21 protein-coding genes are annotated in these 23,014 nt (G+C 74.5%); 9 read left to right on the forward strand and 12 right to left on the reverse strand.

Annotated elements, in window-relative coordinates; genetic code table 11:
* Positions 1–176 precede the first annotated feature (176 nt).
* The 3 genes from ACSJJR_RS01835 to ACSJJR_RS01845 are packed head-to-tail and all read left to right on the forward strand — an operon-like array spanning position 177 to position 5,971.
* Positions 177–431 carry a WhiB family transcriptional regulator gene (locus ACSJJR_RS01835; RefSeq protein WP_435941965.1) on the forward strand — a complete coding sequence of 85 codons (255 nt, stop codon included), beginning with the start codon at positions 177–179 and terminating at the stop codon, positions 429–431.
* 33 nt (positions 432–464) lie between these two features.
* Positions 465–4,454 carry a glycosyltransferase gene (locus ACSJJR_RS01840; RefSeq protein WP_435941821.1) on the forward strand — a complete coding sequence of 1,330 codons (3,990 nt, stop codon included), beginning with the start codon at positions 465–467 and terminating at the stop codon, positions 4,452–4,454.
* A complete protein-coding gene (locus ACSJJR_RS01845) occupies positions 4,451–5,971 on the forward strand; it encodes a DUF5719 family protein (RefSeq protein ID WP_435941822.1) in 1,521 nt (506 codons plus the stop codon). The genes ACSJJR_RS01840 and ACSJJR_RS01845 overlap by 4 nt, the downstream gene beginning before the upstream one ends.
* A 70-nt stretch (positions 5,972–6,041) precedes the next feature.
* On the opposite strand, the gene ACSJJR_RS01850 is transcribed toward ACSJJR_RS01845, so the two are convergent.
* The gene (locus ACSJJR_RS01850) at positions 6,042–6,494 is read right to left on the reverse strand and encodes a metallopeptidase family protein (protein WP_435941823.1); all 453 of its coding nucleotides are present in this window, start codon (positions 6,492–6,494) and stop codon (positions 6,042–6,044) included.
* Positions 6,495–6,561: 67 nt separating this feature from the next.
* On the opposite strand from ACSJJR_RS01850, the gene ACSJJR_RS01855 reads away from it, so the two are divergent.
* Complete coding sequence (locus tag ACSJJR_RS01855) at positions 6,562–7,014, forward strand: DUF3499 domain-containing protein (RefSeq protein ID WP_435941824.1); 453 nt, start codon at positions 6,562–6,564, stop codon at positions 7,012–7,014.
* 1 nt (position 7,015) lies between these two features.
* On the forward strand, positions 7,016–7,252 hold the full coding sequence (locus ACSJJR_RS01860) for a Trm112 family protein (protein WP_435941825.1): 237 nt from the start codon (positions 7,016–7,018) through the stop codon (positions 7,250–7,252).
* A 24-nt stretch (positions 7,253–7,276) separates the two neighbouring features.
* On the opposite strand, the gene ACSJJR_RS01865 is transcribed toward ACSJJR_RS01860, so the two are convergent.
* Positions 7,277–8,146, reverse strand: a complete 870-nt coding sequence (locus tag ACSJJR_RS01865; RefSeq protein WP_435941826.1) for an RDD family protein — start codon at positions 8,144–8,146, stop codon at positions 7,277–7,279.
* 14 nt (positions 8,147–8,160) lie between these two features.
* Here ACSJJR_RS01865 and ACSJJR_RS01870 point away from each other — a divergent pair, with 14 nt between their 5' ends.
* Positions 8,161–9,156 (forward strand): stage II sporulation protein M, encoded by a 996-nt coding sequence (locus ACSJJR_RS01870; protein WP_435941827.1) that lies wholly within the window; start codon positions 8,161–8,163, stop codon positions 9,154–9,156.
* A 125-nt stretch (positions 9,157–9,281) separates the two neighbouring features.
* On the opposite strand, the gene ACSJJR_RS01875 is transcribed toward ACSJJR_RS01870, so the two are convergent.
* From ACSJJR_RS01875 to ACSJJR_RS01895, 5 genes are all read right to left on the reverse strand, one after another.
* Complete coding sequence (locus ACSJJR_RS01875) at positions 9,282–10,574, reverse strand: DUF58 domain-containing protein (RefSeq protein ID WP_435941828.1); 1,293 nt, start codon at positions 10,572–10,574, stop codon at positions 9,282–9,284.
* An 85-nt stretch (positions 10,575–10,659) separates the two neighbouring features.
* Positions 10,660–11,637, reverse strand: coding sequence for an AAA family ATPase (locus ACSJJR_RS01880; protein ID WP_435941829.1), 978 nt, complete (start codon positions 11,635–11,637; stop codon positions 10,660–10,662).
* Complete coding sequence (locus ACSJJR_RS01885; RefSeq protein WP_435941830.1) at positions 11,634–12,806, reverse strand: DUF4350 domain-containing protein; 1,173 nt, start codon at positions 12,804–12,806, stop codon at positions 11,634–11,636. Before ACSJJR_RS01885 ends, ACSJJR_RS01880 begins: the two co-directional genes overlap by 4 nt.
* On the reverse strand, positions 12,803–13,498 hold the full coding sequence (locus tag ACSJJR_RS01890; RefSeq protein WP_435941831.1) for a DUF4129 domain-containing protein: 696 nt from the start codon (positions 13,496–13,498) through the stop codon (positions 12,803–12,805). Before ACSJJR_RS01890 ends, ACSJJR_RS01885 begins: the two co-directional genes overlap by 4 nt.
* 16 nt (positions 13,499–13,514) lie before the next feature.
* Positions 13,515–14,714 carry a glycerophosphoryl diester phosphodiesterase membrane domain-containing protein gene (locus tag ACSJJR_RS01895; protein ID WP_435941832.1) on the reverse strand — a complete coding sequence of 400 codons (1,200 nt, stop codon included), beginning with the start codon at positions 14,712–14,714 and terminating at the stop codon, positions 13,515–13,517.
* 140 nt (positions 14,715–14,854) lie between these two features.
* Between ACSJJR_RS01895 and mtrA the strand changes: the two genes are divergently transcribed.
* Positions 14,855–15,535 (forward strand): MtrAB system response regulator MtrA, encoded by a 681-nt coding sequence (gene mtrA / locus ACSJJR_RS01900; protein ID WP_435941833.1) that lies wholly within the window; start codon positions 14,855–14,857, stop codon positions 15,533–15,535.
* Positions 15,536–15,680: 145 nt separating this feature from the next.
* On the opposite strand, the gene hpf is transcribed toward mtrA, so the two are convergent.
* Positions 15,681–16,322, reverse strand: coding sequence for a ribosome hibernation-promoting factor, HPF/YfiA family (gene hpf, locus ACSJJR_RS01905; RefSeq protein WP_435941834.1), 642 nt, complete (start codon positions 16,320–16,322; stop codon positions 15,681–15,683).
* A 179-nt stretch (positions 16,323–16,501) separates the two neighbouring features.
* Complete coding sequence (locus ACSJJR_RS01910; RefSeq protein ID WP_435941835.1) at positions 16,502–17,332, reverse strand: ComF family protein; 831 nt, start codon at positions 17,330–17,332, stop codon at positions 16,502–16,504.
* A 338-nt stretch (positions 17,333–17,670) separates the two neighbouring features.
* Between ACSJJR_RS01910 and secA the strand changes: the two genes are divergently transcribed.
* Positions 17,671–20,472 carry a preprotein translocase subunit SecA gene (secA, locus tag ACSJJR_RS01915; protein WP_435941836.1) on the forward strand — a complete coding sequence of 934 codons (2,802 nt, stop codon included), beginning with the start codon at positions 17,671–17,673 and terminating at the stop codon, positions 20,470–20,472.
* Positions 20,473–20,536: 64 nt separating this feature from the next.
* Here secA and ACSJJR_RS01920 read toward each other — a convergent pair whose 3' ends face one another.
* Both ACSJJR_RS01920 and ACSJJR_RS01925 read right to left on the reverse strand, forming a co-directional pair.
* The gene (locus ACSJJR_RS01920) at positions 20,537–21,265 is read right to left on the reverse strand and encodes an Rv3235 family protein (RefSeq protein ID WP_435941837.1); all 729 of its coding nucleotides are present in this window, start codon (positions 21,263–21,265) and stop codon (positions 20,537–20,539) included.
* 42 nt (positions 21,266–21,307) lie between these two features.
* The gene (locus tag ACSJJR_RS01925) at positions 21,308–22,015 is read right to left on the reverse strand and encodes a LysM peptidoglycan-binding domain-containing protein (protein WP_435941838.1); all 708 of its coding nucleotides are present in this window, start codon (positions 22,013–22,015) and stop codon (positions 21,308–21,310) included.
* Between the two features lie 136 nt (positions 22,016–22,151).
* On the opposite strand from ACSJJR_RS01925, the gene ACSJJR_RS01930 reads away from it, so the two are divergent.
* Positions 22,152–22,670, forward strand: coding sequence for a Fis family transcriptional regulator (locus ACSJJR_RS01930; protein WP_435941839.1), 519 nt, complete (start codon positions 22,152–22,154; stop codon positions 22,668–22,670).
* Between the two features lie 20 nt (positions 22,671–22,690).
* Here ACSJJR_RS01930 and ACSJJR_RS01935 read toward each other — a convergent pair whose 3' ends face one another.
* Complete coding sequence (locus ACSJJR_RS01935; protein ID WP_435941840.1) at positions 22,691–22,912, reverse strand: helix-turn-helix domain-containing protein; 222 nt, start codon at positions 22,910–22,912, stop codon at positions 22,691–22,693.
* Positions 22,913–23,014: the final 102 nt, after the last annotated feature.

Genomic DNA, 23,014 nt, shown 5'->3' on the forward strand with positions numbered 1-23,014 from the left:
GGCAGAGGACGGCTGATCACGAACGGGTGACGTGTCGTGCCTCCGCTTGACGCACCCGAGTGACACCCGTGTAACTTCTGCTAGTAACACCTGCCGGATGAAGGGACGCCACCGTGTGGAACATCCTCGGAGACGGCCCGCTCCAGCGGACCGACGAGGCCGACGACGACGCGCTCATCCTGCTCTTCGGCGGTGACAGGGCCGACGGCGGCCCCCTGGCCTGGCAGGAGCGCGCCCTGTGCGCCCAGACCGACCCCGACGCCTTCTTCCCCGAGAAGGGCGGCTCCACCCGCGAGGCCAAGCGCGTGTGCGCCGCCTGCGAGGTCCGTGAGGAGTGCCTCGAGTACGCCCTCGCGCACGACGAGCGCTTCGGCATCTGGGGCGGGCTGTCCGAGCGCGAGCGCCGCAAGCTCAAGCGCCGCGCCGTCTGACCGCGCCCTGGGCGCAGGAGCAGTGAGCAGCACGTGACACCCGCAGCGGGGACCGCCCGCACCGCCACCGACCCCGGCACGAGGGCCCTCGCCGTCATCGTCTCAGCCGGGGTCACGCCGTACCTGGGACGGACTCTTCGCGCCGTCGCCTGCCTGAGCCGCACCCCCGACGTCGTCCTCGTCGTCGATGTCGCCTCGCGGACCAACGGACTGGGCGACGGCACCCCCGTCGAGGACGCCGTGGACCTCAGCGGCCTCGACGCCGTGAGCGACGTGCGCATCGTGCGCGCCCCAGAGGCGCCCACGTTCCTCGCCGCGGTCCGCGCCGGGCTGGCCCGCTACGGCGAGCTCGTCGCCGCCGGCAACCGCCGCCGCCCCGCCGGCCGCACCAGCTCCTCCCTCACCGGCTCCGGCTCCCTGGCCGTCACCCGCTCCACCTCCAGCCTCGCCACCGGCCGCTCGCGCGCGCTCACCGACGCCCTCGGTGAGGACACCTCCCTCACCGGTCCCGAGGGCGCCCGCTCACCCATCACCCGGGCCGAGGCCGCCGCCGCGGACCACGACGAGTGGCTGTGGCTCCTCCACGACGACTCCGCCCCCGCCCCCCAGTGCCTGGCCGAGCTCCTGTCCGCTGTCGAGGGCGCCCGCTCCGTCGCCCTGGCCGGCCCCAAGCAGGTGGGATGGGAGGACCCCGGCACGCTCCTCGAGGTCGGGCTGCGCACCACCGCCTCGGCACGCCGCGCCAACGACATCCTCGAGGGCGAGGTGGACCAGGGCCAGCACGACGACCGCAGCGACGTCCTCGCCGTCGGCACCGCCGGCGCCCTCGTGTCGCGCAGCGCCTGGGAGGCGGTCAGCGCCAGCGGGGTCACCGCCGACGTCGATGCCTTCGGAGACTCGCTCGCCCTGTCGCGTTGCCTGCGCCTGCAGGGGCACCGGGTCATCGTCGTCCCGACGGCCAGGCTCAGCCACCGCCGGGCGGCCTACCTCGGGCTGCGGGGACCCGGCGCCCCCGCCCGGCCCCCGCGCCGCCCGCGCGGCCTCCCCTCGGCCCCGCCCACAGAGGAGGCCCAGCCGGACACCGACCGCTCCTTCCGCGCCCGCCGCGCTGCCCAGCTGCGCTCCTGGGCCACCGCCTCGCCCGCACCTCTGCCCCTGCTGCTCGCCTGGTTCTGCGTCCTGGCGGGCACGCGCGCCTGCTGGCGGCTGGTGGCCGGCTCCCCGGCCCTGGCCCGCGACGAGCTGGCCGCCGCCGCCCGCTGCCTGCGGGTCGCCAGGCGTGTGCGCCGGGACCGGCGCCGCCTCGCCGCCCTGACGAGTGTGCGCCGCGACGTCATTGCCCAGCTCTACGTGCCTGCCTCCGAGATCCGCGCCACCCGCCGCGACCTGCGGCGCCAGGAGCGTGAGCGCCAGGCGCGTGCCGCCGCCCCCTCCGAGCTCGAGGTCCGAGAGCTCGCCGCCCTGGCCAGGCGTCGGCGCCGTGCGCTGGGTGCCGCGCTCCTGGTCGTCACCGCCGTGGCGCTCGCGGGCACCTCCGGCGTGCTCACCACGCGCGCCGTCACCGGTGGTGCCCTCGCCGGCCTGGGCGGGTGGCAGGAGACCTGGCGGGCGGCCTGGAGCACGTGGGCGGCCTCCGGGGACGGCTACCCCTCCGGCGCCTCCCCGTTCCTCGCCGTCCTCGTCCTGCCGCTGCTCGTGGGCTCGTGGCTCGGGCTCGATGGCGGCGCCCTCATCCACCTGCTGCTCGTCCTCGCCCTGCCACTTGCGGCACTGGGCGCCTGGTCCGCGGCCGGCACCATCACCCGGCGCACGAGCCTGCGGGCCTGGGCCGCGCTCGCCTGGTCACTGGCACCCGCCCTCCTGCTCGGCGTCGGGCAGGGGCGCCTGGGACCCGTGCTCGTCCACCTCACCCTGCCGTGGGCCCTGACCGCCCTGTCGCGTGCCCTCGGCGCCGACCGGCGCGACGTCGTGCTCTCCGGGCTCGTGGGCGCCCACCACCTCTCCGAGCAGGACAGGGCCGACCTCGACCGCTTCGCCGGCCAGGGCGTGGCCTGCCCCGCTGGGCTCGCCGACGACCAGGAGCCGGGCGCTGGCAGCCCGGGCAAGGACGACGCCTCCCTGCCCGGTAGCGCAGGTGCCGCCGGCCGTGGTTCCGACCACCTCGACGCCCTCGTCGGGGCGAGCTTTGAGGACGCCTTCGACCCGACCGGGCACGAGCCTCGTCGCGGACCCGTCGACGACGACCCCGCCACCCCCGTCATCGACGACGTGCGCGGGATCATCGTCTCCGCCCGCACCGCCCACGGCGCCGCCGTGCGCGCCGCCGCGACCGAGCAGTACGGGCCCGGCTCCGCCTCGGCAGCCGCCGCGGCCGGCCTCCTGCTCAGCGTCGTCGTCGCCGTCGCCCCCTCCACGAGCCTCCTGCTGCTGCCCGGCCTCGTGCTCCTGGCGCTCCTGTCGCGGCGGGCGCGCGCCCGCGTGCTGCTCACGCTCACGCCCGTGGCCGCGACCGCCGCACCCCTCGTGTGGCGAGCCTGGGAGCAGGCGGCAGGCCTCCCGGACGGCTGGCGAGAGGCCCTGAGGTACCTGCTTACCGACGTCGGCGCTCCCCTCGCCGTCCCCGGTCCCAGCGGCGCCGCCCTGCTGCTGGGCAGCCCCGTGCGCCTGACCGCCCTCGTCGAGGCCCTGGCCGGCTCGGCCCCCCTGCCCGCCGCCTCCACGGCCCTAGGCCCCGGCGGCGCCCTCGTCAGCCTGACCGTCGTCATCGTCGCCGCCCTGCTCGCCTTCCTGCCCCTGTACGCCCTGCTCGGCGCCGTCACCCGCGGGGCGCGCGGCAGGCGCGCCCGCGCCGGCCTGCTGGTGGCCGCCGGTGGGCTCGCCCTCGCCCTGGCCGCCAGCCGCACCGTCACCGGCATCGGCACCGAGGTGGACGGAAGCGGCTCGGTCCTCACCTCCTCCTGGGCGGGCACCGGACTGAGCCTCATGACCGCCGGCCTGCTCGCCTCCGCCCTGGCCGGGGCCGACGCGGCCCGCTCCGCCCTCGTGCGCCACGCCTTCGGCTGGCGCCACAGCGTCCTCGCCGTCCTCGGCGTCGTCGCCGTCCTCGTGCCGCTGCTCATCGGCGGCTCCTGGGCCGTGGCGGCTCAGCAGGCCTCCTCGGCCGGGAGGGCCGACCTCGTCATGGCCCTGGCCCCCTCCTCCCGGCAGGTGCCCGTCATCGCCGCCGAGATCGCCTCCTCTGACACCGCGGGACGGGTCCTCGTGCTCACCTCCACCGATGAGGGCATGCGCGTGCGCCTGTGGCACGGGGACGGCACCTCCTACACCGACACCGCCCCCGACGTCCTCCTCACCCAGCTGCGCACCCGCGCTGAGGGCTGGCAGCCTCTCGGCCTGCCCCTCGCCCCCGTTGAGGATCGCGCCGGGGCCTTAGTGGCCGCCACCCTCCTCGACCCTGCCGACGCCGACCTCGCCGACGTCGTCGTGCGCGCCGTCACCGGGCAGGACGAGCATGCCGCCGACGACCTGGCGGCCCACGGTGTCGCCGTCGTCCTGCTCAGCGACAGGCACGGGGACGAGCCCACGGCCGCCGCCCGTGCCGGACTCGACGCCACCCCCGGCCTCGAGCCCCTGGCGGTGACCAGGACCGGCACCTCCTGGCGGGTGAGCCCCAGCTCCTCCACGCAGTCCTCAGCCGTGTACCTGCGCGCTGCGGACGGCCGCAGGGAGGTCATCGCCTCCGCGGCGGGAGCCGTGCGCACCCGCCTGGGCGCCGCCGAGGCCGGGCGCACCCTCGTGCTCGCCGAGCGCAAGGACCCCGCCTGGACCGCCACGCTCGACGGCGTCCCGCTCGCCCCTGCCGAGGGCGCCGGCTGGAACCAGGCCTTCACCGTCCCCGCCGGGGCCCGGGGCGAGCTCGTCGTCGAGCACGCAGCAGGCCCGGCCCGCCCCGTCCTCATGGCCGTCTGGGCGCTCACCGCGCTGGCCGCCCTGCCCGTGCGCCGCAGGAGGTACCCCGCATGAGCACCCTCCGCCACCGTCCCGGCCCGCCGTGGCGACGCGGCGCGGCCCTCGCCGCGAGCCTGGGCCTGGTCGCCACGAGCGGCGGCCTCGCCTGGTGGGGCACCGCCACCCCCACCGTTCCCGTGCTCCCGGTCCCCGCCGTCGTCCAGGCCGCTCCTGCCACCGACACCGTCTACGTCTGCCCGGCCGCCCCCGCCGACACCCTCGGGGCCGTCGCTCATGGCCTGACCACCTCCTCCACCAGCCTCACCCCCCTGGGCGGTGCCTCCGCCACCTGGGACGGGCGGCCCGTGAGCACCTCGGGCACCACCGTCCTGGACGGTGCCGACGGCGGCACCCTCGTCGTCGGGCCCCGGGGCGAGGCCGCCTCCGCCGCCGGCAGCGTCACCACCCTGACCGCCGACGGCGACCTGCGGGGGCTGACGACCGCCTCCTGCGTGCCGCCCCAGTCCGTCTCCTGGATCGTGGGTGGCTCGGCCGCCCCTGGCTCCTCCAGCGAGCTGCGCCTGACCAACCCCGGGACCACGACCGTCACCGCATCGGTCTCCCTCTACGGGCCGGTCGGAGCGGTCGTCACCACGACGGGCAGGCAGGTCGCCGTTCCGGCGGGCGAGACCGTCAGCGTCCTGCTCGAGGCCGCCGCCCCGGCACAGAGCCGGCTGGCCGTGTCCGTGGCGGCCGAGGGCGGGCCCCTCGTCCCTGTCCTCGTCACCGAGTCCCTTGACGGCGAGACCGCTGCCGGTGTGGACGTCCTGACCTCCGGTGCCGCCCCCGCCACGGACCTCACCGTCCCGGGCGTGGAGCTGGTCCTTCCCGCCGACCAGGGGCAGGCGCCCGACAAGGTCACCGGCGCGACCTCCTCCGACGCCCCCGTCCTGCGCATCGTCAACCCCGGTGAGAGCACTGCCACCGTCTCCGTCAGCACACTCGGCGCCGACGGCGAGGAGCCCCTGCGCGGTGCCACGGCCCTGGTCATCGACCCCGGGGCGGTCTTCGACGTCGCCCTCACGGGGCTGGCGCCCGGCTCCTACGGGGTGAGGATGCGCTCCGACGCACCGGTGACCGGTGCCGTGCGGCTCGTGCGCAGCGCGGGCGAGCAGCCCGCCCGCTCGGGATCCCTGACCCACGACGTCGCCTGGGTCCAGGCGCAGACCGGTGCCGCGACGCGCTCTGGAGCCCTCGCCCTGCCCCAGGGGCCGGCGCTGACGAGCCTGCTCGTGCTGACCAACACCGCCTTAGAGCCCGCCACCGTCTCCCTCACCGCCGCTGACGGGACCCTCCTGCGCACCGTGAGGGTCCCGGCCTCCTCAACCATGCCGGTGCCCGTGACCGAGCTCGAGGAGCAGGCGGGATCCCTGGACGTCATCGTGCTGAGCGCCGCGGCCGGCACCGAGGTCGTCAGCGCCCTCGTGACCTCCACCGAGGTCGAGGGTGAGGCGGCGGGCACGCTCATTGGGGTGCTCAGTCCGGTGAGCGAGGCCTCCAGCGCCTCCGCCCGGCAGCTGCTGCTGCGTTGAGCGTCCCGCGCCGGCCGGCGCGGGCAGGACGGCGCCGCGCGGCGGCCTCAGCGGGGCAGCGGGCCCGGCCCTAGTACAGCCCCGGGTCGATCTCCTCAGGACGGCGCCCCAGCATGAGGGCGACCTGCTCGACGACGACCCGGTGCACGAGCTCGGCCAGCTCCTCCTCGCCGTCGGCCCTGGAGACCACCGGCCTGCGGTAGATGACCACCCGGGCCGCGAGCCCGGCGCGCGGCTCAGCCTCGAAGCCGCGACCGAGGACGATCCCCGGCTCCCAGGGGGCCGGGTCCGAGGGAGGGACCTCCTCGACCGCGAACTGGATCGCCTTGACCTGCGGCACCCGGTGGGCGAGCGCGTCCGCCGTGGAGCCCACCAGCTCGTCGAAGTGCTCGGCGCGGGTGCGCCAGGCCGGCAGGTGCGGGGGCAGCAGCGGGCCCCTCAGCCCGCGCCCGTGGCGGTCACGACGGCGCGCGGGTCCCGGCACCGGTGCGCCGGAGCGTCTCGAGGGGGAGAAGAAGGTCACCGGCCCAGCCTACGCAGGAGCGGGTGGCGCTCCCGGCAGCACGGTCCGCGAGCGGTACCCTGCCCGGGTGAGAGGAGTCCGACGCTGCCGCCGACCCGGGTGCGAGAACCCGGCAGTCGCCACCCTCACGAGCGTGTACGCGGACTCCACGATCGTCATCGGCCCCCTGGCCACCGAGCGGCAGCCGGAGGCCTACGACCTGTGCGCCAGGCACGTGGAGTCCTTCACCGCGCCGCGCGGCTGGCAGGTCATCCGCCTGGCGACGAGCTTCGAGCCGGCCCCGCCCAGCGACGACGACCTCACGGCCCTGGCCGAGGCCGTCCGCGATGCCTCGCGCAGCCCGAGGCCGCGGCCCCAGCCCGCTGAGCGCGCCGGACGCCCCAGTGGCATCGTGCCGGCCTCCCTCACGGGCGCCGGGCCGATTCCACCGACCCTGCCCGACCACCTCGCCGGGCTCGGCGACGGTGAGATCCTCAGACGCGGGCACCTGCGGGTGCTGCGTGGTGACAAGGAGGACTGAGATGCCCCAGCACCGCCAGACGGGTGGCCCCCAGGGCGCCCACCGCACCCTCGCCCCTGCCTTGCGCGACCTGCTGCGCTGCCCCGTCACGGGCGAGGAGCTCCTCGACGCCGTCGGCCCGGACGGCCAGCGACTGCTGCTGTCGCCCGGGGCAGGCCTGGCCTACCCGGTGCGTGGCGGCGTGCCCGTCCTGCTCGCCCACGAGGCCACACCCCTGCACACGGGCACCCCTGACTGACGGGCACCCGGCCTGCGCGAGGGGTCAGTGCCGCTGCGCGCCGACGCCGTAGGGCATCCGGTCCAGGGCTCGCACGCTGCGCTCCTGCACCCGGCGGTCCTCAAGGGACAGGGCGAGCTCGCGGTCACGGCGCTCGCACAGCACCGCCGCCAGGAAGCGCTCGGGGTGGGTGCCCTGCGGAGGCCCGGGCGCCACGAGGGGCCGGACCTGCTGCGCCAGCTGTGATCCGAGGCGCGCCCGGGGGGCCGGCTGCATCGACGAGGCGCGTTGCAGGAAGGTCCGTGACGCCAGCGCCAGGCCGGCCGGCAGGGACCGGATGTCCGCCTCCCGGGCCCACTGGGCCAGCTCCGGCGGCATGAGCAGCGGTGGGGCGTCCACCCACCCCGCCCGCTCGTTGACGACGTAGGTGCCCGCCAGGAGGTCCCCCAGCCGCTTGCCCCGGCGCGTGAAGACGCACGCCCCCAGCGCCAGCACAGCCCCCGTGCCCCAGATCTCGACGACGCCCACCAGTACCCGCACGAGGCTGTGGCGCAGGCGGACCGCGCCGCCGTCGTCACGCACCACACGGCAGCCGGTCACCAGCCGGCCGGCGCTGCGCCCGCGAGAGCCGACCTCCACGGCCAGCGGCACCACCACCTGCCACAGCACGAGCAGGAGGGCCAGCTGCGTCATCGAGGAGGCGTCACTCGACGACGCCGAGGCCCCGGGGCCCAGCATCGCCCAGGTGACGACAGACATCAGCAGGCCGAGGCCGTAGAGCGCGTAGTCGATGGCGGCGCCCAGCAGGCGCACGCCCACCGTCGCCGGGAGGATATCGACGACGACGGCCTCGCCGGTGACGAGCCTGTCCGGCGTCATCATCCGCTCGGACGAGGAGGGGTAGGCGCTCACCATGTCAGACTCCCTGTGTGGATATCGATGCCTTCAGTGCCGCGCACCGCGACCAGTGGGACCGGCTCGACGAGCTCACCCGCAGCCGCAGGCTCACCGGGACCCAGGCCGATGAGCTCGTCACCCTCTACCGGAGCGCTGCCCGGGACCTGTCGCGCGTGCGCACCCAGGCGCCGGACCCGCAGGTGCTCGCCGAGCTGTCGCGGCTCGTGGTCTCCGCCCGCGCCCGGCTGACCGGCACCCGGCAGGCGCGTGCCTCGGACCTGCGCCGCTTCCTGGCCCAGACGGTGCCCGCGGCCCTGTACCGCCTGCGCTGGTGGACCCTCGGCGTCACCCTGGCCGAGCTCGCCGTCATCGTCGTCGTGGCCACCTGGACACTGAGCAGCCCCCAGGCCATGAGTGCCCTGGGCAGCCCCAGCGAGCTGCGGACCTACGCCACCAACGCCTTCGAGTCCTACTACTCCACCTACGACCCCAGCGACTTCGCCAGCATGGTGTGGACCAACAACGCACGCATCGCGGCGCTGTGCGTCGCCGGCGGCATCACTGGGGTCCTTCCCGTCTACGTGCTGGGGGCCAACGCCGTCGCCCTGGGTCAGTCGGCCGCGATCATGGCCGACCACGGGCAGCTGGGGCTGTTCCTGGCCCTCATCAGCCCCCACGGCCTGCTCGAGCTCAGCTGTGCGCTCATCGCCGGGGCCGCCGGCCTCAGGCTCTTCTGGACCATGCTCGTGCCCGGCCCGCGGCCCAGGGCGGTCGCCCTGGCCGCTGAGGGCCGGGCGCTGGTCTGCGTCGCCGTCGGCATGACCGGGGCCCTGGCGGTCGCGGGCCTCATCGAGGCCTTCGTCACCCCGGCGCCGTTGCCCTGGCTCCTCAAGATCACCGTGGGCGTGCTCGCCCTCGTGGTCCTGTGGGCCTACACGCTCGTCGTCGGCGGGCGCGCCGTGCGCGCCGGCGCCACGGGCGATCTCGACGAGGACGAGGCCGGTGCTGTCGCGGTGACAGCCGGCTGAGCCGAGACAGGCCGCCGGGGCCCGCAGCCCCGGGGCCCGCAGCCCCGGGGCGCGCAGGGCCAGGGGCCGCGCCGCTGTGCCCGTGCCCCCGCCCGTCGGTGCCGGGTGCGGCCTGAGCCGCCTGGTCACAGCCGCCCCGCCCGCTTGAGGTCCAGGTAGGTGTCCGCGACCCGTGGCGCCAGCAGCTCCGGAACGGCCTCCACGACCTCAACGCCCGCCCGCCGCAGCAGCTGGCGCACCCCGGCCAGCTCGATCAGGTCGCGCTCGGCCGCCGCCGCCGTGTAGACGCTGCCCGCCTCGGTGCGCTCACGTCGCAGGGACTCGAGGTCGGGGTCCGTCACCGAGGCGAGCACCACGGTGTGCTCACGCGCCAGGGCGGTGAGCGCGCGCGTCATCACGGCGTCCGCCGAGGACCCGTCCAGCCCCGTGAGGACGATGACGAGCGCCCGCTGGCTCAGGCGCTGTGAGACCGTCCGCCCCACCAGGGCCCAGTCGGTCTGCGTCACGGAGGCCTCCACCGGGGCCAGCGCGTCCGCCAGGGCGCTGCTGAGCCCGGGCCCGGCGACGCCGCTGACCTGCGCACGCAGGCGCTCATCGACGGCGACGGCGTCCACCCGGTCCCCGGCGTGTGAGGCGAGCGCGGCCAGCAGCAGGGCGGCCTCGACCTCGGTGTCCAGCCGCGGTGCGCCTCCCACCCGGGCCGCGGACATCCTGCCGGTGTCCACCACGAGCAGCACGCGCCGGTCCCTCTCGGGCCGCCACGTGCGCACGACGACGTCGCCGCGCCGGGCCGTCGAGCGCCAGTCGATGGAGCGCACGTCGTCACCGACGACGTACTCGCGCAGCGAGTCGAACTCGGTGCCCGCGCCCCGGACCATGACGGCGCTGCGCCCGTCCATCTCACGCAGGCGGGCCAGGCGGCTGGGCAGGTGACGGCGCGAGGAGAAGGGGGGCAGGACCCGCAGGCGCGCGGGCACCGACACGCTCAGCTGGCGCCCGGCCAGGCCCAGGGGGCCGCTCGAGCGGACGGTGACGAGGTCGGCCACGCGGTCCCCACGACGGGTGGGGCACAGCACCGTCCGGGTGCGCCTGCGCTGTCCAGGGAGCAGCGTGAGCGTGGAGCGCTCGCCGTGGGCGCCCGCGGACGGAGGCCACGCGTCGCGCAGGAGCAGCCTCATCGTGCGTGAGGAGGCCGAGGTCACGGACAGCTGCGTCGTCGTCGTCTCACCCAGACGGACGGCGCGCGGGGTCCTGCGCTCCAGGTGCAGCCGCCGGGGGGAGGCAGCGGCCAGGACGTCCACAGCGACCAGGAGCGCGACCACGGCGCTCCAGACGAGGACCGTCAGGGGCTTCGGGACGATGAGGACGAGGAGGAGGCCGACGCCGGTCAGCCAGGCGCTGCGGGGGGCGAGGTACACCGGGTCTCCTTCCGGGCTCGTGAGAGGTGGTCGTGGCGGCGGTACGCGTCGCGCTGGCCGGCTGGGGTGCCAGGGCGGTCCCGGCTCAGCGGGGCACCGGCACCGATCGCAGGACGCCCGAGATGACGGCCTCGGTGGTCACGCCCTCCATCTGCGCCTCGGCGCGCAGGGCAAGACGGTGGCGCAGGGCCGGCACAGCCAGGGCCTTGACGTCGTCGGGGGTGACGAAGGAGCGGCCGGCGAGCCAGGCCCAGGCGCGGGCCGCCGCCAGCAGGGCGGTGGCGCCACGGGGCGAGACACCCAGGGACACGCTCGGGTGGGTGCGGGTGGCTCGCGCGAGGTCAACGACGTAGGCCAGCAGCTCCGGTGACGCCCCCACGGTCCTGACCTCCTCGCGGGCACAGGCCAGGTCCCCGGCGTCGGCCACCGCGGTGAGCCCCGCGCCAGCCAGGTCCCGGGGGCTGAACCCGGCGGCGTGACGGGTGAGGACCTCGATCTCCTGGCCGCGCTCAGGAAGGGGCAGGACGAGCTTGAGCAGGAAGCGGTCGAGCTGGGCCTCGGGAAGCGGGTAGGTACCCTCGTACTCCACGGGGTTCTGGGTGGCGATGACCATGAAAGGCGAGGGCAGCCGGCGCGCGAGGCCGTCGACGGAGACCTGGTGCTCCTCCATCGCCTCCAGCAGGGCGGCCTGGGTCTTGGGAGGCGTGCGGTTGATCTCGTCAGCCAGCAGGAGGTTGGTGAAGACGGGGCCCTCGCGGAAGGAGAACTCGGTGGTGCGGGCGTCGTAGACAAGGGAGCCGGTGACGTCACCGGGCATGAGGTCCGGGGTGAACTGCACGCGCTTGGTGTCCACGTTCAGAGCCTGTGCCAGCGAGCGCACGAGCAGGGTCTTGGCCACTCCGGGCACACCCTCGACAAGGACGTGCCCGCCCACGAGCATCGCGATGACGAGGCCGGTGACGGCGGCGTCCTGGCCGACGACGGCCTTGGTGACCTCGCCGCGCACGGCGACGAGCCGCTCACGGGGGTCGCGTGCGGGGGTGGGGGTCTCGGTGGTGCTCATCGTGAGGTGACCTCGCTCTCGAGTCGGTCGAGCCGGACGGCCAGGTCCACCAGGGACTGGTCGTCGGAGGGGACGGAGCCGTACAGGAGCTCCTGGACGGCAGGGGCGGGCTGGCCGGTGGCGTGCGTGAGCGCCTCGACAAGGAGGGCGCCGTCGGCCGCGGGGGACAAGCCCAGGCGATGGCCCAGGCGCCGGGCGGTGCCCGCGCGCAGGGCGGTGGCCGCCCGCTGACGGTCGCCGGCGCGGCGGTACAGGCGCCCACGCCCCCGGGTCGTCTCGGTGGCGCGCACGAGGACAGGAAGGTCCTCCGGGACGAGGCGGCCCGTGCGCCGGCCCTCAACAACGGCCAGGACGGCGACGACGATGAGGGCCTGGAGGGCGAACGGTGCCGCCCACGGGGGCAGGACGGGGCTGTCCCACACGGAGTCGGTGGCCCTCAGCCGGGCGCCGTCCACCCACAGCAGCTGCTCGTGGTGGCCCAGGGCGCGTATGGCCAGGGCGGCGTGGCCGGCGGTGGCGATGCGGCCGTTGGTGAGCAGGCTCGCGTCAGCCACAAGGCGCAGGGTGGTGCCGTCGGCACGCCCGATGACCGTGTAGGCGTGCTCGGGGCGGCCTGCGGAGACGGGGAAGCAGCTGATGGCACCAGTGCCCTCGGCGAGGACGAGCGTGCCCCGGGTCCCGTCGATGCTGCCGGCCGCCGCTGCGTCCGGGTCGGTGCACCTGGCCTCCAGCAGCGTGCCCTCGGGGACGCTGGCTCCTGAGGGCCGCGGTGCCTCGCCCGTGCCGTCGAGCAGGCCGGACAGGTCCTGGAAGAGGGTGCCGACCACGGTGACGTCGACGCCCAGTAAGGCCAGTGTGCGGCGCTGCTCCTCGCTGAGGCGGGAGGCGTTGAGCAGCGCGATGGTCGTGCCCGGACCCGCACGCCTGACGACCTGCGTCATGGTGGTGGGGGTGGCGGTGACCACGCCCTCGTCGCGCAGGAGCGCGGCCAGGGCCATGGTGCCGTTGGCGCCGGGGTTGTCAGGGGCGTAGGGCGTGGTGGACGGGCGGGGGGAGGCCAGCAGGCTCGTGATGACGGCGACGACGGCCAGGAGCGCCAGGGACAGTGCCACAGGCCGCCAGGAGCGCAGCCGCTGCGCCCATGAGGGGGCCTCGGCGGGGGCGCTCACACACCCACCCCCTCAGTGCCCGGCACGGCCTGAGTTGCCAGCCTCTGTGGCGTGGCTGAGGCGACACGCTCGGCCAGCAGGCGCATCCACTCGTTCTGCTCGCTGGTGGGCACCACGTGCCCGTACCTGACGGCGTCGAACAGGAGGGCGGCCTGGTGGAGGCTGGCGTGCAGCCCCTGGACGTCCAGCAGGGCCTGGGCGGCGAGGGCACCGGCCTCCTGCGCGGTCATACCGGGGTAGTCCTCGATGAGGGCGCGCTCGTCCAGGGAGCGGATGATGGCGCGGAAGCGTTCGACGACGGCGGTGGCCCAGTCCTGCTGGGCGGCGGCGTCGTCGGCGTTGCGGGTCAGGGCCTGCGAGTCACGCTCGTCGTCCTCGAACAGGGGCCTGCTGCCCGTGCGGGACCTCCAATGGAGCGCCACGTGCCTGAGCAGCAGGAGCAGGAGGGCCAGGAGGACGGCGACGGCTACGACGACGATGAGGGCGGACAGCCAGGGCGCCGCCCCGGGGACCGCCCGGGAGGGGTCGATGTGGTCCTGGAGCCACTGCCACAGCCACCCCCACAGGCTGTGGCGCTCCTGGTAGACCGGCTGGGCGAGCTCATGCTGGGCCGCCTGCCGCGCCTCCTCGGCGTCGGGGGTGGCGGGCACGTCCCGACCCAGGAGCGCCAGGAGGGCGACAGGCGTGAGCACGGGCGGCCGGCCTGGGTCACAGGGCGCCGACGGCCTGGCGGAGCTCGACGTCGAGCCCCTCCTGGCGCATGCGCAGGTCGATGTAGACCAGGGCGGTGACCGAGGCGGAGAAGGGCAGGACGAGCGCGTCCAGCACAGAGCCGATGAAGACGGAGACGGCGCCGACGGTGGGCAGCGCCCCACCGGAGGTGAGGGCCGCTGTCAGGCCCACCAGCGTGCCGGTGACGCCGGACAGGATCCCGGTGGCGGCCACCGTGATGATGGTGGCGAGCAGGAGGGTGCCGAGCACCTTCCAGAAGTAGCCGCGGGTCAGGGCCCAGGAGCGCCTGATGGCCTCGATGACGCCGATGTTCTCCAGGATGAGGGCCGCGGAGGCCAGGGACAGGCGCACGCCCAGGAAGGCGCTCAGGAGCATCCCGACGACGGCGAGGATGATGAAACCGGTGGCGGCAGCCAGCGCGGTGGAGGCGGAGGAGCTGGAGCTGACGAGCAGCGGCACGAGCACGACCAGCGACAGGACGGCGACGACGGCCGTGGCTGCGCCGACGATGAGGTTGACGAGGATGACCTGGCCGATGAGGGCCCACACCCGCCCCTTCGTGCGCTGCCACACCTCACCGGGGCTGGCCACGCGGCCGAGCACCGAGCGCGAGACGGCGACGATGAGCAGCCCCGTGAGGATGGCGGAGGCGAGGGAGGTCAGCACCATCGTCGGCACGTAGGAGACGACGGAGCCCAGGCTGGTGAGCACGAGCCCGATGGCCTGGTCGCTGCTGAGGTCGGCCTGCTGCGCGGTGGACTCCATGGCGGAGTACAGGCTCTGCGAGGTCAGGAGGGTGTGGAGCGCCGACAGCAGGCCGATGACCGCCATGACCACGATCGCGGGGACGAACATCGCCCTGGGGTTGGCGCGCAGGGACTCGAAGGCGCCGCCGATGATCTCGGTGGTGCTCAGGGGCCGCAGCGGGATGATGCCGGGCCTGGGGGCGACGACGAAGGTGGGCGGTGCCTGGGGTGTGGTGCCCGGCAACGAGGGGTAGCCCGGGCCGGCGGGGGCCTGAGTGAAGGCACCGGGGCCCTGCTGGGCCCAGGCAGCGTCAGGCGGCGCGGGCTGGCCGGCAGCCGGTGTGGCATAGGCGCCGTAACGCGGCTCAGCGGGGCGGACGCTCGGGTCCTCGGAGCCGGAGGGGGACTGCCAGGGGGTGTCACTGCTCATGGCGTCATGCTGGCACGCCGTCCTCGCAGGGGGCATCCGCCTCAAGGAGGAGCGGGGCGGGCGGGGCCTCGTCACCGCGCAGGAGCACGTGGGACGGCGCCCGCTACTGGGCGGTGCGGCCGTGTGTCACGATAGTGGCTATGAGTGAGGTCATCCTGGTCATCGAGGACGACACCGCTGTGACCGACCTGATCAGCCGGGTCCTCAAGCGCGAGGGCTACACACCGATCACCTGCGCCGACCGCGAGCGTGTCCTGGAGGCCTTGCGAGCCGTGAGGCCGGACCTCGTCCTGCTCGACGTCGGGCTGCCCGGGGCCGACGGGCTGGAGGTGTGCCGCCGCCTGCGCCGAGAGTCGGACGTCCCCGTCATCATGCTCTCGGGCCGGGCTGGTACCGGTGACGTCGTCGCGGGCCTGGAGGCGGGGGCCGACGACTACATGACCAAGCCCTTCAAGCCGACGGAGCTGGTCGCCCGGATCCGGGCGCGTCTGCGCCGCCACCGCGCCGCCTGCGCCGAGCACGTGCGTGTGGGCGACCTCGACATCGACGTCGTCGGCCACGAGGTGCGCCGTGACGACGTCCCCATCACCCTCACGCCCCTTGAGTTCTCCCTGCTCGTGACCCTGGCGCGCTCGCCCTGGAAGGTCTTCACCCGCGACGAGCTCCTCGAGCAGGTCTGGGGCTACCAGCACGCGGTGGACACCCGCCTGGTCAACGTCCACGTCCAGCGCCTGCGTACCAAGATCGAGCGCGACCCGGAGCACCCCGCGATCGTGCTCACGGTGCGTGGCGTCGGCTACCGGGCCGGCGGGGAGCACTGAGGCGGGGACGGCGGGGGACACTGAGAGCAGGCACAGACGGCCGCGCGCGACGTGCCCCGTGCCCCGCGCCTGGCGGGCGGGGCACGGGGCACGGGGCGCGGTGGTCAACCCCCCGGTGCTCAGGGGGTGCGCAGCGGGCCGGGCGTCACATGACCTGGGCGTCGAGGCGGATGACGCCGTAGGTCCAGCCGTGGCGGTGGTAGACCGCGCAGGGCTGCTTCGTTGACTTCTCGATGAAGAGGTAGAACGGGTGGCCCACGAGCTCCATCTGGTAGAGAGCCTCGTCCACGGTCATCGGCACGGCCTCGTGCAGCTTCTGGCGCACGATCACCGGGGAGTCGCCGAGCTGGGACTCGACGGCGACACCGTGCTGGGTGGGCGCCGAGGGGGAGTCCTCGATGGGGGCGTCGCCGGTGTCGGGCAGGACCACCTCCTCCTCGACGACCGCCTCCACCGGCTCGTTGGCCTCCACGCTGTAGCGGCGGTGGTTCTTCATGCGGTCACGTGCCCGGCGCAGGCGCTCGGTGAGCTTGCCCATGGCGATGTCGAAGGCGGCGAAGCGGTCGGAGGAGGAGGCCTCAGCCCGGATGACCGGGCCCTTGGAGACCACGGTGATCTCGACGCGCTCGGCGGTGTCCGCCTGGCGCGGGTTGCGCTCGTGGGTCACCTCGACCTCGACGCGCTGGACACGGGGGTCGAACTGCTCGACCTTGGTGGCCTTCTCCTCGACGTAGTCACGCAGACGCGAGCTGATCTCAGCGTTACGGCCGACGACGGTGATGTCCATGGTGGAACCTCTCTCTAGGCTCAGGTCGGCCCGGGGGGGCCGGGCTGGAATCCACCCACCGCACCTCACGGCGGGCTCTGGCGGGTCAGTGACCACCTCCGTCCGTCCGGGGCCTGGGGCCGCGCTGGCGGGGGGATCGTCGTTGAGGCCCCCGCACCGTGTGTGCTGTGACACACAAGTTACACCATCGTGGCGACGGTGGTGGGCACTGTGGGGACCGCGTCAGCCGAGGGCGAGACCGGGGGCGGAGCGGCGGCGACGGCGAGGGCGCCGAGCACCTGGGCGCCTGCCGCGCGCAGTGCCCGAGCACAGGCCCCCAGAGTCGTCCCGGTCGTCACGACGTCGTCCACAAGGAGCACGGCCCAGCCGGCCACGGGCGCCAGCACCAGCGGAGCGGCGGCACGGTTCAGGCGCCTGCCGCGCGAGGACAGGCCCGCCTGGTGGCTGCGCCCGCCGCGCCGGCGCAGCACGTCGGCCGAGGCCACCAGGGCGACCGGCTCGGCCGGAGCCTCTCCCGGGCCCCGGCCGAGGCCCCGGGCGACACCCTGGGCGACGGCGTCAGCGAGATCGGCTGCCACCAGCCGTCCCCGCAGCCGCCGTGCCCGTCCCGAGGGCGCCGGCACGACGAGCAGCCCCCGGCACCCCGACAGCGTCCTGCGCTCCTGCGGGCCCAGGCCCGTGGCCCAGGCGCTGCCCGCCCTGCGACCGGCCCGAGCCATCACCGGGCGCAGGTCCTCGCGCGCGCCGTTCTTCCACGCCAGGACCAGGGCCCGCGCCGGGCCGGCGTACGGGCTCAGCGCGTGAGCCTCAAGGTCCTGGGCGCCGTCGAGGTGCCCCACACGGAACGGGGGGCCGCACAGCAGGGCCAGGCACTGCGGGCACAGGACGGTCTCCCAGCGCCCGCAGCCGGCGCAGCGCGGTGGCAGGAGCGCCGAGCCCAGCAGGCGCAGGAAGGACGGGGAGGCCGCGGGCGACGACGATGGGGCTGGGGGCAGGGTGCAGGCGGGCACAGTGCCCAGGGTGCCCGATGCCCTCCGCTCGCCCCGCCCGGGCGCCAGGGCCTGTGGACAGCAGCCGACGGCGAGGACGCACCGGTGGCCTGTGGAGCCCGGCGCCGGACGCTCGCAGCCCTGGTGGCAGGCGCGGGGGAGACTGGCAGGCTCACGCTGAGCGCGTAAACGACCCTCGGCCGCCTCAGGCGGCCCCGCCCGCTGGTGCTGCCCGCTCACGGCGCCGCATACGATGGGCACGTCTGTGCCCGGGGACCACGTACCGCCGGGCGAGGGGCCCACCCGGCGGCACCGTCCGCCCGGTGGCGGGCCCACCGTCGAACAGGGGAGAAACCAGCGTGTCGATCATCGACCGGATCCTTCGCATCGGGGAGGGCCGCACCCTCAAGCGCCTGGAGGCCCTGGCTGACCAGGTCGAGGCGCTCGCGGACGACTACCGCGCGTTCTCCGACGAGGGGCTCAAGGACCAGACCGCTGCGCTCAGGAATCGCTACCGTGAGGGTGAGACCCTGGACCAGCTGCTGCCCGAGGCCTTCGCCACCGTGGTCGAGGCCGCCGACCGCGTGCTCGGCATGCGTCCCTACCACGTGCAGATCATGGGTGGGGCCGCGCTCCACCAGGGCAACATCGCCGAGATGAAGACCGGTGAGGGCAAGACCCTCGTCGCCACGATGCCCTCCTACCTGCGCGCTCTCACCGGTGAGGGCGTCCACGTCGTCACCGTCAACGACTACCTGGCCGAGTACCAGTCCGACCTCATGGGGCGGGTCCACCGCTTCCTCGGGCTGTCCACCGGGTGCATCCTCGCCGGCCAGACCCCCGCTGAGCGGCGCCGCCAGTACGCCTGCGACATCACCTACGGCACCAACAACGAGTTCGGCTTCGACTACCTGCGCGACAACATGGCCCAGCGCCCCGAGGACCTGGTGCAGCGCGGGCACGCCTTTGTCATCGTCGACGAGGTGGACTCCATCCTCATCGACGAGGCCCGCACCCCGCTCATCATCTCCGGCCCCGCCTCCGGCGACGTCAACAAGTGGTACCAGGAGTTCGCCACGATCGCCGCGCGCCTGCGCCCGGGCAGGGACTACGAGGTCGATGAGAAGAAGCGCACCGTCGCCGTCACCGCTGCGGGCATCGAGCGCGTCGAGGACCACCTGGGCATCGACAACCTCTACGAGTCGGCCAACACCCCGCTCATCGGCTTCCTCAACAACTCCATCAAGGCCAAGGAGCTCTTCCACCTCGACAAGGACTACATCGTGCGCGACGGCGAGGTCCTCATCGTTGATGAGCACACCGGACGTGTCCTGCCCGGGCGCCGGTACAACGAGGGCATGCACCAGGCCATCGAGGCCAAGGAGCGCGTGCAGATCCAGGCGGAGAACCAGACGCTGGCCACGATCACCCTGCAGAACTACTTCCGCCTCTACCCCGAGGGCTCACGCTCGGGCATGACCGGGACCGCGCAGACCGAGGCCGCCGAGTTCGTCGGCACCTACAAGATCGGCGTCGTGCCCATCCCGACGAACAAGCCGATGGTCCGCGTGGACCAGCCGGACCTGGTCTACACCAGCACGCGGGCCAAGCTCACCGCCGTCGTCGAGGACATCGCCGAGCGCCACGACAAGGGTCAGCCCGTCCTCGTGGGCACGACGAGCGTGGAGAAGTCGGAGCGGCTGTCGGCCATGCTCACGCAGCAGGGCATCCCCCACGAGGTCCTCAACGCCAAGCAGCACGCGCGCGAGGCCGCCGTCGTCGCCATGGCCGGCCGCAAGGGCGCCGTCACCGTCGCCACCAACATGGCGGGCCGTGGAACCGACATCATGCTCGGGGGCAACGCCGAGCACATCGCCGTCGCCGCCCTCAAGGAGGCCGGGCTCGATCCCGAGGACAACGCCGAGGACTACGAGAAGGCGTGGCCCGAGGCCCTCAGGGCCGCCCGCGAGGCCTGCAGGGCCGAGCACGACGAGGTCGTGGCGCTCGGCGGCCTGTACGTCCTGGGCACCGAGCGCCACGAGTCACGGCGCATCGACAACCAGCTGCGAGGCCGCTCAGGGCGTCAGGGGGACCCGGGCGAGTCCCGTTTCTACCTGTCGATGGAGGACGACCTCATGCGCATGTTCGGCGCCGCCGGGGCCGAGCGCATCATGCGCTCGAACGCCTACCCCGACGACGTCCCCCTCGAGTCGTCCTTCGTCACCCGCCTCATCGCCTCGGCCCAGAGCCAGGTGGAGGCGCGCAACTACGAGATCCGCAAGAACGTCCTCAAGTACGACGACGTCATGACCGAGCAGAGGGAGAAGGTCTACGAGGAGCGGCGCCGCGTGCTCGACGGTGAGGACCTCGAGCCCCAGATGAGGGCCTTCCGTCAGCGCGCGGTCGCCGGCGTCGTCGCCGCCCGCACCGCCGAGGGGCGCCCCGACCAGTGGGACCTGGAGGCCCTGTGGGACGACCTGGGCCACCTCTACCCGGTCGGGCTCACCCAGGACGAGGTCATCAACGAGGCTGGCGGCGTTGACAGCCTCACCTCCGACTACCTGGTGAGGGAGCTCGGCGAGGACGTCGCCGTCGCCTATGAGAAGGCCGACAAGAGCCTGGACGCCAACGTGCTCGCCCGCGCCCAGCTCGGCCCGGAGCCGATGCGCGCCCTCGAGCGGCGCGTCCTGCTGGCCGTGGTGGACAAGCGCTGGCGCGAGCACCTGTACGAGATGGACTACCTCAAGGAGGGCATCGGCCTGCGCGCCATGGCCCAGCGCGACCCGCTGGTCGAGTACGCCAACGAGGGTGCCCGCCTGTTCAAGGCGATGATGGAGGGCATCCGCGAGGAGACCGTGGAGCAGGTCTTCGCCAACGTCGCCCGCTTCGAGGACGCCGCCCTGCGCGCCGAGCAGGAGGGCACCGCCGAGGCAGCGGCCGCCGTGGCCGCCGCCGACGCGACGGCGGTCACGGGGCTGGGACGTTCCGGCGCCGGCACGGTGCTGGGCAGCACCGGCCAGGAGGCCATGGGCCAGCGCATGACCTACTCGGCACCCGGTGAGGACGGTGAGGCGCACCTCGAGGGCGCGGCGCCGAGTGCTGGGCGCCCCGCTGCGAGCAGGCGCCAGCGGTCCAAGTCCCGCCGCAAGAAGCGCCGCTGACACGGGTGGGCCGGGGCCCTGCGCCCGAGGGGCCGCGCCTGGGACCCTTCCCAGGGCGGGGGCCTCAGGCGATCTCGAGGCTCGTCAGGAGCCAACGTCCCCGGTGAGGCTCGAGCCGTGCCCCGGCGCCGCGCACCCTGCCGCCGTCGTCCAGCACCGCGCAGACCTCACAGGCCCCGCCGGCCGTGAGCTGGACCCGCATCGTCCTCACCCTGGGGCGCGGGTCAGGGACCTCGCCAAGGATCCGGCGGGCCAGGCCGGCGCGGCGCGCGAGGGCGTGGAAGAGCTCCGGTGAGGTCCACCTGCTCAGGTGCTCGGCCGGCCGCCACCCCGCTAGGACCTCCGCCGCCGCCGTGACCACCACCTGCGCGGTGCGCACCGGGTCCGGCAGGCTCTGGCGCTGCGTGTGCGCACGCGACTCGCGGATGGTGCTGAGGGCGAGCGCGTCGCACCCCTCAGGCTCCGGGTCCTGCGGCAGCGCCGGCAGGAAACGCATACGGTCCCACGACGGGCGTGGGGGCTCAGCGTCGCGCAGCGCCCGTCGGCGCAGGACCTGCCCGGCCGCCGGGGGCGCCGTCGGCGCGGTGGCCCCGGGCGGGCGGTGCGGGGCCGGGCGGGAGGTGGGCTGACGGCGCGCGGCTGGCGCCGTGTGCCTGCCTGCCGAGAGCGTGAGGTCAGCGCGGTCGAGCGCGTCGGACAGGGCCGCTGGCCGCGCGACGTCGTCGGACCGGGGGCGGGAGCCCCACCGGGGGCTGAGGTCGGTGCTGCGGGGAGGCAGGGCTGTGGTCGTCATGGCGTGGTCCTTGGGGTGCGTGAGGGCGTGGGCGGGTGGGGCTCAGGACAGGCCGGTCAGTGGGGAGGGCAGGTCCAGGACCGTGCCCGGGTGGATGAGGCCGGGGTCCTCGCCGATGACGTCGTCATTGGCGAGGTAGAGCTCGGGCCAGGCCTCGGCGACCTCGGCGGGGTCCGTGCGCTCCAGGACGCGGGAGGTGATCGTCCACAGGCTGTCGCCCTCCTGCACGACGTAGCTCCGGCTGCTCTCAGCGCCCGCTGCGGCGGGAGCCGACAGGGCAGTGCGACCGGGCTCAGTGGCCGGCTCCGCGAGGGCGCCGTCGTCACCGGGCTGCGCGTCGGCCGAGACGGTGGGGGCCCAGCCGAGGTCGTCAGGCGGGAGCGCGCCCTCCTGCGCCAGGGCGGTGCCCGGCAGCACGAGGGCAGCCGCCAGGGCCCCGGCGGCCAGGCGCCGCACGTAGGGGGCGCCCCAGCGCGACAGGAGGCGGGCTGCGGCGCCGTCGGCCTGACGGCCAGGCCCGGTCCCGGTGACGGCCAGCGCGAGGACCCCGGACACCGCGTGCCACAGGGCGCCCGCGGTCCCGGTGGCACCGAGCAGGAGGACGAGCAGGTCATCCACGTGGCCGACGCCCCACAGGTGCGGGGGCAGGGCGATGACGGCGATGACGGCCGCAGCAGTCCTGGACGCGAGCGCTGCCGCCACGAGGACGGACAGGGTGGTGACGAGGCCGAGCCGGGTCGTCGTTGACATGCGGTCACCTCCACGATGATGTTTGAGGTGATTTGAGAATGGCAGACGTGAAGTGAAGGCGTCAAGAGGTGTCCGACAATCTCATGCGATGCTCTTGCCTCTTGCGCCCTCCATGGCCCTGTGCTCCCATGACCTCATGGAATGGGACAGCCTCCTGGAGGACCTGGAGAACCGCTTCGACGCCGAGCGGCGTGCCGGGATCGCCGCGCAGAGCGCCGACCTCGCGGAGGCGGAGGCCGCCTCGGTCCTGCTTATCGACAGGCTCCGCGCCGCCGTCGGGCGCCACGTCCACTTGCGTACCACCGGCGGGTCCAGGGTCGATGGCAGGCTCGTGGGCGTGATGGAGGACGCCGTCCTCGTCGATGAGGGTGAGGCGCTGCGGGCGCTGGTGCCGCTCGCTCGCCTGGCCGTCGCCCACCCGCTGCCCGGCCCCGCGCCCACGCGCGGCACCGGGCGCGCAGGACTCAGTGGGGCCCTGCGCTCGCTCACCCGCCAGGGTGCCCGGGTGCGCCTGCTCCTGGGGGCGACGGAGGTGGTGGGGCGGCTCGTGCGCGTGACGGCCGACCACGTTGACGTCGTCACCGACGCCGAGACCTCAGGTGCTCAGCGCGTGAGTGTCGCGCTGAGTGCCGTCGAGGTCGTGCGCAGCCGCTGACACCGGCCCGTGCGCGGCGCTCAGCCCTCGTCGTCGAGCCGGCCGGCCGTCACCAGCGAGCGGGTGCGCTCGAGCTGCGCCTCGACGTAGGAGTCGAAGGCGTCCTCCGGGATGCGCCACAGGCGGCGGGCCCCGACCTGGATCGCCGGCAGGTCGCCGGACATGATGAGCGCCCTCACGCCCTGTGCGGACAGCTGCAGCCGCTCGGCGACGTCTGCGATGGTCAAGAAGGTGGTGCTCATGGCACCATGCTCTCATCGCCAAGCGATACATACCATCCCCAAAACGGCGTGTGGACAATCGATCATCCTGAAACGCGTCCTCACCTTTCCCTCACGAGGAGG

It is taken from the genome of Actinomyces sp. W5033, from assembly GCF_051303165.1.

Bases quoted from the DNA above. Each gene is read 5' to 3' on its own strand.
- ACSJJR_RS01920 (WP_435941837.1), bottom strand. From the start codon at position 21,265: ATGACGACCACAGCCCTGCCTCCCCGCAGCACCGACCTCAGCCCCCGG.
- ACSJJR_RS01930 (WP_435941839.1), top strand. From the start codon at position 22,152: ATGGAATGGGACAGCCTCCTGGAGGACCTGGAGAACCGCTTCGACGCC.
- mtrA (WP_435941833.1), top strand. From the start codon at position 14,855: ATGAGTGAGGTCATCCTGGTCATCGAGGACGACACCGCTGTGACCGAC.
- ACSJJR_RS01865 (WP_435941826.1), bottom strand. From the start codon at position 8,146: ATGGTGAGCGCCTACCCCTCCTCGTCCGAGCGGATGATGACGCCGGAC.
- hpf (WP_435941834.1), bottom strand. From the start codon at position 16,322: ATGGACATCACCGTCGTCGGCCGTAACGCTGAGATCAGCTCGCGTCTG.
- ACSJJR_RS01880 (WP_435941829.1), bottom strand. From the start codon at position 11,637: ATGAGCACCACCGAGACCCCCACCCCCGCACGCGACCCCCGTGAGCGG.
- ACSJJR_RS01895 (WP_435941832.1), bottom strand. From the start codon at position 14,714: ATGAGCAGTGACACCCCCTGGCAGTCCCCCTCCGGCTCCGAGGACCCG.
- ACSJJR_RS01935 (WP_435941840.1), bottom strand. From the start codon at position 22,912: ATGAGCACCACCTTCTTGACCATCGCAGACGTCGCCGAGCGGCTGCAG.
- ACSJJR_RS01860 (WP_435941825.1), top strand. From the start codon at position 7,016: ATGCCCCAGCACCGCCAGACGGGTGGCCCCCAGGGCGCCCACCGCACC.
- ACSJJR_RS01845 (WP_435941822.1), top strand. From the start codon at position 4,451: ATGAGCACCCTCCGCCACCGTCCCGGCCCGCCGTGGCGACGCGGCGCG.
- ACSJJR_RS01925 (WP_435941838.1), bottom strand. From the start codon at position 22,015: ATGTCAACGACGACCCGGCTCGGCCTCGTCACCACCCTGTCCGTCCTC.